General features: G+C 55.0%; 8 protein-coding genes. 3 read left to right on the forward strand and 5 right to left on the reverse strand.

The features are described 5' to 3' along the window. Nucleotides 1-836 precede the first annotated feature (836 nt). The 3 genes from xerC to LGZ98_RS22620 form a co-directional block, all read right to left on the reverse strand. The gene (gene xerC / locus LGZ98_RS22610; protein ID WP_262978634.1) at nucleotides 837-1841 is read right to left on the reverse strand and encodes a site-specific tyrosine recombinase XerC; all 1005 of its coding nucleotides are present in this window, start codon (nucleotides 1839-1841) and stop codon (nucleotides 837-839) included. 490 nt (nucleotides 1842-2331) lie between these two features. Then, nucleotides 2332-2577 (reverse strand): hypothetical protein, encoded by a 246-nt coding sequence (locus LGZ98_RS22615; protein WP_262978630.1) that lies wholly within the window; start codon nucleotides 2575-2577, stop codon nucleotides 2332-2334. 138 nt (nucleotides 2578-2715) lie between these two features. Continuing rightward, nucleotides 2716-5493, reverse strand: a complete 2778-nt coding sequence (locus tag LGZ98_RS22620) for a CHC2 zinc finger domain-containing protein (protein ID WP_262978631.1) — start codon at nucleotides 5491-5493, stop codon at nucleotides 2716-2718. Nucleotides 5494-5614: 121 nt separating this feature from the next. On the opposite strand from LGZ98_RS22620, the gene LGZ98_RS22625 reads away from it, so the two are divergent. The 3 genes from LGZ98_RS22625 to LGZ98_RS22635 all read left to right on the forward strand — a co-directional run bounded on the left by LGZ98_RS22625 (nucleotide 5615) and on the right by LGZ98_RS22635 (nucleotide 6625). Further along, complete coding sequence (locus tag LGZ98_RS22625) at nucleotides 5615-6019, forward strand: helix-turn-helix domain-containing protein (RefSeq protein WP_046973910.1); 405 nt, start codon at nucleotides 5615-5617, stop codon at nucleotides 6017-6019. Between the two features lie 73 nt (nucleotides 6020-6092). After that, a complete protein-coding gene (locus LGZ98_RS22630) occupies nucleotides 6093-6413 on the forward strand; it encodes a SymE family type I addiction module toxin (protein ID WP_214069403.1) in 321 nt (106 codons plus the stop codon). A 14-nt stretch (nucleotides 6414-6427) separates the two neighbouring features. Next, a complete protein-coding gene (locus LGZ98_RS22635) occupies nucleotides 6428-6625 on the forward strand; it encodes a DUF7706 family protein (RefSeq protein WP_262978632.1) in 198 nt (65 codons plus the stop codon). Nucleotides 6626-6682: 57 nt separating this feature from the next. Here LGZ98_RS22635 and LGZ98_RS22640 read toward each other — a convergent pair whose 3' ends face one another. Together LGZ98_RS22640 and LGZ98_RS22645 are read right to left on the reverse strand one after the other, a co-directional pair. Beyond that, nucleotides 6683-7120 carry a hypothetical protein gene (locus LGZ98_RS22640; RefSeq protein ID WP_262978633.1) on the reverse strand — a complete coding sequence of 146 codons (438 nt, stop codon included), beginning with the start codon at nucleotides 7118-7120 and terminating at the stop codon, nucleotides 6683-6685. 2 nt (nucleotides 7121-7122) lie between these two features. Next, on the reverse strand, nucleotides 7123-7587 hold a 465-nt coding region (locus LGZ98_RS22645; protein ID WP_315902003.1), incomplete at its 5' end, for an HNH/ENDO VII family nuclease.

Here is a 7587-nt window from a genome sequence, read left to right on the forward strand (position 1 = left end):
CCATCATACAGTTTAGCGGACCTTTCCCCCTGATTTAGCAGCCTTTTTCTCCACCGCTTTTTCCCGCCCTGTTAAAGAACATGCCAACTGGCCCCGACGGGCACTTTCCCGATGTTAGCGCATTTTTCCCCCGACGTCAGCGCCGCTGACGCGGGTTGGCCGGGTGCGGGCCGGCGAGGCCCGCAGGTGACGCTGTTCAGCAGGGAAGCCCCTGGGGGCTGCACGGGGCGAAGATGGCGAGCACGGGGACGAGCAACGAAGCGCAGCGCAGTGCGAGCCGCGCGCAGCCAGTGCAGCGGGGTTGGGGCGGGGGCAATAAACTGCGGCCAGCTTGCTGGCCTGCCTTCAGGGCGGTTGACCTTGACGGACTGACCGACAACGGCTTAAGGCGGATTTTGACACCGGAGCCGCCACGGACGGCGGCGACTGCGGCGGCCGGTTTTGGCTCTGGGGCTGACAGCAGCGGCTGAGCGGGCGAACCCGGTGCGCCACACTGCTCTGAGAAGCTCAACCCGGCGGCCAGCCGCGCACCGGGGCCAAGGTAACCGCGCAGCGCCCATTGGTGGGCGGTGCCGACATAATGTGCCGTTGCGCGTTGGCGGGCTGTTCAGGCCCGCTTTCGCGTAATGCCACATTATGTTCATTGGGGGCTGACCGGCAGCGGTGCTGACAGAGGACGCGGCGGTTTAACGCCGGGCGGGCACCATTTACCGCCGGTACGCCGAAGTTAGGCAGGCAGTCTGTGCGCAGGGACGCGCGCAGTCTGCCTTTCACTGCACCCCACGCGCTCACAGGGAACCGGCTAACCTTAAAGACTGTCCGGCAACACAGCGCGTTCAGACCGGCTTCGGGCTGTCCGGCTTGTCGCTATCGCCCGGCTTATCGTCTGGCGGCGTTGCCTGTTTTGACTTCCGCTCTGCCGGGTGGGTTTGCTCATGGACTTCTTTTAAGTGACCGATAGCGACCCGCGTATAGATTTGCGTGGTTTCCAGCTTCTCATGCCCCAGTATCGCCTGGATATGCCGGGTGTCCGCGCCGTTCTCCAGCATCTGGGTTGCCATTGAGTGACGGAACAGATGACAGGCTCCGGGTTTAGCCAGTTGCGCCTGTTTGCGGATGCTGTCAGCGGCTATCTGGGTTAACGTGCCTCTGGCCAGTCCCCCGCCTTTCTTGGTGATAAACAGGTGACCGCTGTCACCCCGCCGCGTTAACTCGGGCCGGACACTGAGCCAGCGACTTAACCAGTGCAGCGCCTGTTCGCCGATGGGCACCACCCGGTCTTTACCGCCTTTACCCTGTCTGACCAGCACCACGCCGCGCCCGAAGTCCACCTCGCTTAACAGCAGGTTCGCCACTTCCATCCGCCGGATACCGGTACTCCACAGTACTTCAAGGATAGCCCGGTTTCTCAGGCCCGTGAGTGTGTCGATATTGGCGGCGGCTAATACCGTGTGGGTTTCGTCTTCATTCATCACTTGTGCCGGCAGCCGTTTTTCTTCTCTTGGCAACACCATGTTATCCGTCGGGTTATACAGGATATGGTGACGTTGCAGCAGCCAGCGGAACCACTGACGCAAGACACTCAGGCGGTCCCGCTGACTGCCCGGGCTGTAGGGCTGACCGTCGGCTTTACGGGAACTTCTCAGCCAGCGCTGATAGCTTTCCAGCAACGGCAGGCTGACCTGCGGTGCCGTCATCACTCCGCGTGCTTCGCACCAGGTGACGAACGGCAACAGCCGCTCTTCATAGGCTTCCTGTGTCCGTTCACTTAACCCCTGTCCCTGTACGGCTTCCAGCCAGGCCGCCAGATGCTGGCGTAAAGTGGCGAAGCGGGCCGGTATGGCGTCGGGTTGACCGTGGGTCTCCGTCACCGAGGGACGTTTTTTTCTGTCTGGCGAGGCCAGTGTTGCTGCCGGGCTGGTCGGGATAGCGTGCTGTTGCTGCAACCAGTCGAACCACAGGCGTAAGGCGCGCAGGCGTCGGCGCTGACTGTCCGGCGTATAGAGCTGACCGTTGGCTTTGCGGTACCGGGCCAGATGCTGCTGCCAGTTTTCCAGTAACGGTTCGGTGACCTGAGCCGCGGATATTACGCCCTGTTCCTCACACCAGTTGACGAACGGTGACAGCCGTTCATGACGGGCGGACTGGCTCTTTTGACTCGCCCCCTGCAACAGCAGGTTATCCAGATACGCGTCCAGATGCTGGCGCAGGGTCAGCGGGCGGGGGTTGGATTGATGTTTAACGGGTGATGACATGATGGGATTTCCTGTAGAGAACAGCGGTTAGTGTTATCAGTGTGTGATACATCACTACGGTACGATGGCTTGATTCTTAAGTGGCCGGAACAGTCCTTTTCTGTCTGCCCCAACTTGCGGACCGCTCAGCCCGGTATTGCTGCGGTCTGGCGTCCATTTCCCGGCCTCCAACTTGGGCCCAACTTGACCCCAACTTAAGGGCAACTTGCGGTTCAATCAGTCCAACTTGCGTCGGTCGTATTCCGGGTTTTCGGGTTCGATGATGAACTGGCAGTACGATACGACGACTTTTTCTTATTATTGCCGGAACAGTGTTTTTCAACCTTCCCCAACTTGCGAGCCATTCCGCCCAGTATTGCTGCGGCCTGAAGTCGGTTTTCCGACCTCCAACTTGGACCCAACTTGACCCCAACTTAGGGGCAACTTGCGGTTCAGTCAGTCCAACTTGCGTGAGTCATATTCAGGGGTTTACCGGTTTTTCCGGCGCTGTCAGGTCAATCAGGCCGCACAGGTGGGCTTCTTCTGCGCTGTCACCGTTCCACAGCAGTTCATACTGCAACAGATGGCCGCGACTGCCGCCGTGGACTAACAGATATTCCATGTCGGCCAGTCGCTGACAGTGGACTTTTAACTGGTTATCGCTCCACTGGGTGTAATGGCGGATATCGCGGCGGGTAAAGCGGACCGCGTTCACCGGGCGTTGCTGCGCTGTCGCCGTCTCTTTCACCATCGCTTGTATCAGCAGTAACAGTTTTCGGGTCTGGGGCGACATTTCATCCAGCGTGCGGCCTAATATCTCGTGGGCCAGCCGGTTTGCTAAGCTAATATCGTCTTTGGTCACCTCGATATATTCAAGCCGTTTGCCCCGGTGTTCCGCGGTCTTCACCTCGCGCTGGTGCTGATGCAGCAGGGCGATACTTTGTATCAGGGTAAGATATTTCATGTGGTCGCGCCGGGTGCGGGTTTTATCGCTCATGAACGTTAACTGTGAGGCATAAGGGTTAACCACATTGAGCGGGCGTAACAGCCGCTGGGCGTTTTGATGCAGTTCGGTGATATACGCCTTTTCATTCTCCGCCAGTAAGCCTTCGAGGGTTTGCTTATGGCGCTGCAAGGCGTGGATAGCTTCGGTCTGCTCCCGCGATTCGTTTACCGTCAGCACCAGACAGCGGTTTAACAGCTCTTCATCGACATCTATCGCGGTGGTGGTGAGCATCAGCATCACCGGCCCTTTCACCCTGTACTGTTTGGTCACCAGATTCCCGCTGGCGTCATCTTTACCGGTGCTGGCAATGGTCAGTTCGCCGTCGCTTTGCAACAGTTTGAGCGCATAGGCGGCCTGCCTGACGCCTTCCTCTTCGGCAATGGCTAAGATTTTATGCTGGAGATTGGTTTCCCCCAGATAGAACAGACTCTGGCCGGTCATGGCGCTGTATTGCAGGCGTTCTTCTTCCGGTATCAGATTGAGGACCGCATCCATCAGTGAGCTTTTCCCGGCAGCGCTGCTGCTCTGTATCAGCACGGCCAGCGGACGGTCCAGCTTGCGGCTGACGGCGGCTAAGTAACCGGCCAGCAGGTTAGTGGATTCGCCCACCACGCCACAGGCGGCTAAATCAGCGGTGATGCGCTCGCTCAGTTGCGGGTCTTGCAGCAGCGCCAGCGCGGCGGCCCGCTGGTCCTCGCTCAGTTCGGGAACCGGCTGGGTTTCAGTTTGCTCACTGACACCGGCCTGTTGACACTGTTCCAGTACCAGCAACACCTGCCCCAGTGAACGCCTCAGGTCACCTTCGGCCAGCCCCAGTTCGGTGGCGGCCAGTCGCGCATAACCGCCCCGGCTGCGGGCGCTCATCATGTCCACGCTGTCGGCGAACATCACGCCGCTGTCGGTATCAACCACCTGAACATTCACTTTCATCACTGCCGCCCCGGCTTTCACCTGTGACAGGCCCCGGATACCCCACTGTTGTGTGCCCAGCGTGAGGGATATCTCGCCGTTAGCGCCGGTTTCCCAGACCACATTGGGCATCGACGGCAACGCGGCTATCCTGGCGGCTAAGGTGCTGACCGTTTCCGGCACCGGAACCGGCTGATGTTCAGCCAGTGCGGCCCGCTCTGTGGCGGTGGTGGCCTGTATCTCTGCCGCCTCCTGCATCGGCACGGCACTGTCCAGCAACAACGCGAAGGCCCGTTCCGGCTCAGCGACCTGACACAGATAGCCGTTGGCATCCATGCCCTCGGGGAACACCACCCGGAACACGGTGATGCCGGCGATAGTCAGTTCGGCGGCCAGTTTCACCGCCGCTTCATTGCCTGCCGGATCATTGTCGTAGGCGATCAAGATCTGCTTAACGCCATGCCGCCGAAACGCCTGCCGCATCTCATCGGTGAAGCCGTTCACCCCATAGGCGGCAGTGACATGGCGGTGACCGGCCACCCAGAACGACAGGGCGTCGATCAGGGATTCACAGAGGATGACTGTCCCTGAACTGATCAGCGCCGACTCATTCCATATCCCGCCATGTGCGCCGGGCAGGTACAGATGCAGCGGCGTTCCTTTACGTAAACGGTCGGTGATTTTGCGCCCGTATATCTCGCGGATCTGGCCGTTCGGGTCGATAACCGGTATGACCAGCGAACCGGTAAAGTGCTCGTGCCCGCTGTCGCGCATCAGCCCCACGGCCCGAAGACGGGCGCGGATCTGTGCGCCGGCCTGCACCGCCTTGATGGGCAGGCGATAGGCTAACGTGCGGTTGGCAAAGCCCAGTTTAAACCGGGCGACTAATTCCGGGTGGTTGAGCCGCCGTTTTTCCAGATAAGCCAGGGCTTCGGGGGCATTCAGCAGCGTATAATGGTAGAACCCGACGACCCGACTGAGCAGCGCTTGCCGTCCGGCGTCATCATCGGCCAGCATGGCCGGTTCATCCGGTTGCACCAGCGGGGCCACCGAGGGGTTATCTCCCAGTATCCCGCGCAACTGTTCCACGGCCCGGCGCAGACTTAAGCCTTTGGTTTTCATTACCCAGTCCAGCACGGAGCCGCCGGCATCACAGCCAAAACAGTGATAAAGATTTTTTGCCGGTGAGATAACCATTGACGGGGTTTTCTCCTGATGGAACGGGCACAGCAGCACGTAATCTTTGCCGCGTTTAAAGAGCTGTCGCCCCTGTTGCTCCACCACGGCGACTAAGGAGACGGCGGCTTTCAGGTGCTGTAATTCTGCGTCGGGTATCCGTGCCATGTTGTTGACTCCTAAATCCTGTCAAGATTTAAATTGACTCTTAATTGGATTTATTTATAATCCTTTTAGGAGTTACTTGCAACCCCTAATTCAGACAAGCCCTTACACTAACGGAGTCACTATGCAAACAGAGTTTTTGATTATGCAAAATGCTGAACTCCGCAAAGAGTTTGGGGTACGTCTCAAGGCGCTACGTAAGCAGAAGGGATGGCCTCAGAAAGAACTGGCTGGGAAAGTTGAGATCCGTTTTCAACAACTGAACAAGTACGAGAGCGGACTTAACATACCTCCCGCTGAGATGATGGTTAAGCTGGCTGATGTGTTAGGGGTCACGGTGGATTATCTGCTGACAGGCAATCCTGTTGAAGATTCACCGTTGGCTAACTCTCGATTATTTAGGCGTTTTCAGGTTCTGGAGCAACTGGCACAGGAAGATCAGGAAACAGTTATCAAGATCATTGATGCCATGATTGCCAAGCAACGTATGGAGTCTGCATTGCTGCCCGTTGATGAACCGGAGGGATAAAAATAGCGCGGCGCTGATGTGTTGAGACCACACCAACGCCGCTCACCACAAGCAACTAAAAGAGGTAGTTACTATGGCTAAGGCGCATTCTAAAGCAGAAGCGGCGGTAAATAAAGCCGTGAAAACAGAACGTTATTACACGGTGGGCTATGTACCGAACGGGAATAAGGTCAACAACGCCACACCGGCAATACATCTTAAAGGCCAGTGGCTCAGACAGGCGGGATTTAATACTGGCGGCCAGATTACGGTGAAGGTGATGGACGGTTGTCTGGTGCTGATTCCAGAGAGTGAAGCCACGCAACAACAGCATCAGCAGTACCAGCGGCAACAGGCCCAACTGCGGGAGATTAAGCAGCAGATGCAGGCGCTGATAACCGGTTTTGCGGGTTAAGGGGAGAGCATGAGATGACGATAGCGATTGAACATTTGCAGGACATTCAGTTAACTCACATTGAAGCGCTGGCCTTGGCCCAACTGGTTAAGCGGCTTAACTGGGCGGAGATACGCGCCTGTGCGGTGAATGACGAGGAAGCGTATCAAATTAAGGATGCGATCGCTAAGCTCCAGTCGGCACTGACTTACTGTGGGTATGCGCCACGATAGATCATAAGAAGGCCGGAAGATCACAAGGATCTTTCCGGCCTGTTTTTATAGTTGTGATTAGTCAGTTAATTCAAAGAACCATTCAATAAAAGAATTAAAATCTTTCCATTGTGGTTTTAATTTCCCATCAGAAAAATCTTTCATTGCTTGTCCTAAACTCAATTCTAATATTTCACCCGTTTTCCTATTATAAAAAAAACCATATTCTCCCTCGAAACTATCTAAAGGAATATATTCCTCAGGTAGATTCAGAGACTTATGCATTCTTTTTATATCTAACATATAGTTAGAGTTAATTATGAACCAACAAATTTGATAAATTTCACGATTTCTACTGTAAAATGTTGGTCCATCTTCGGCGTGTAAATAGAACTGGGAAAAATCAGAATCCAGATTAATATTTAGGTTAATCAAAGTATTATGATATTCGGTGGTAACCTCTTCGTACCACCATCCTTGATTCTTAAGATACTCTCTTACTTTGTCAGATAGCATGTTTATATCCCACATTTTCTAGGCTTTCTAATCTTCAATTCAGCTTCAGCTCTGTTTCGCCAATATGCATCACGATCTATATTAAATTGATCTCGATTAACAGGGTTAATTGGATGCGCATTTGGCAAATGTGGATGAAGCGCTTTAGTTCCATAATATTGCCGATGAGTATCGGCCGAAAGCTCAAATAATGATCCTAATCCGTTTTGTTTGGAGTGATGTAAATTTATCTGTGAATATTTACCGTCCTTAACAACAAAAGGACTTTTACCATCTAATGCTAAATCAAGATTTGTTTTTATTCCATTTCTTGTATTAACAGGCAGATCCCAATCAATAGCTTGCTGGTAAACAGTATGGGTACTTCCCGAAGGCGCGTTAAAAATAGATGGTGTAAAGAAACCACTTAGCCCCAGCGGGTCAATCCAGTTCGTCGGATTAGGCACGTAACTGTACGGGTTCTCACC

Source organism: Photorhabdus kayaii, assembly GCF_025384895.1.
Lineage (GTDB): Bacteria > Pseudomonadota > Gammaproteobacteria > Enterobacterales > Enterobacteriaceae > Photorhabdus > Photorhabdus kayaii.

Coding starts and splice junctions, on each gene's coding strand:
- LGZ98_RS22620 (WP_262978631.1), bottom strand. CDS start 5,493: ATGGCACGGATACCCGACGCAGAATTACAGCACCTGAAAGCCGCCGTC.
- LGZ98_RS22625 (WP_046973910.1), top strand. CDS start 5,615: ATGCAAACAGAGTTTTTGATTATGCAAAATGCTGAACTCCGCAAAGAG.
- LGZ98_RS22630 (WP_214069403.1), top strand. CDS start 6,093: ATGGCTAAGGCGCATTCTAAAGCAGAAGCGGCGGTAAATAAAGCCGTG.
- LGZ98_RS22635 (WP_262978632.1), top strand. CDS start 6,428: ATGACGATAGCGATTGAACATTTGCAGGACATTCAGTTAACTCACATT.
- LGZ98_RS22640 (WP_262978633.1), bottom strand. CDS start 7,120: ATGCTATCTGACAAAGTAAGAGAGTATCTTAAGAATCAAGGATGGTGG.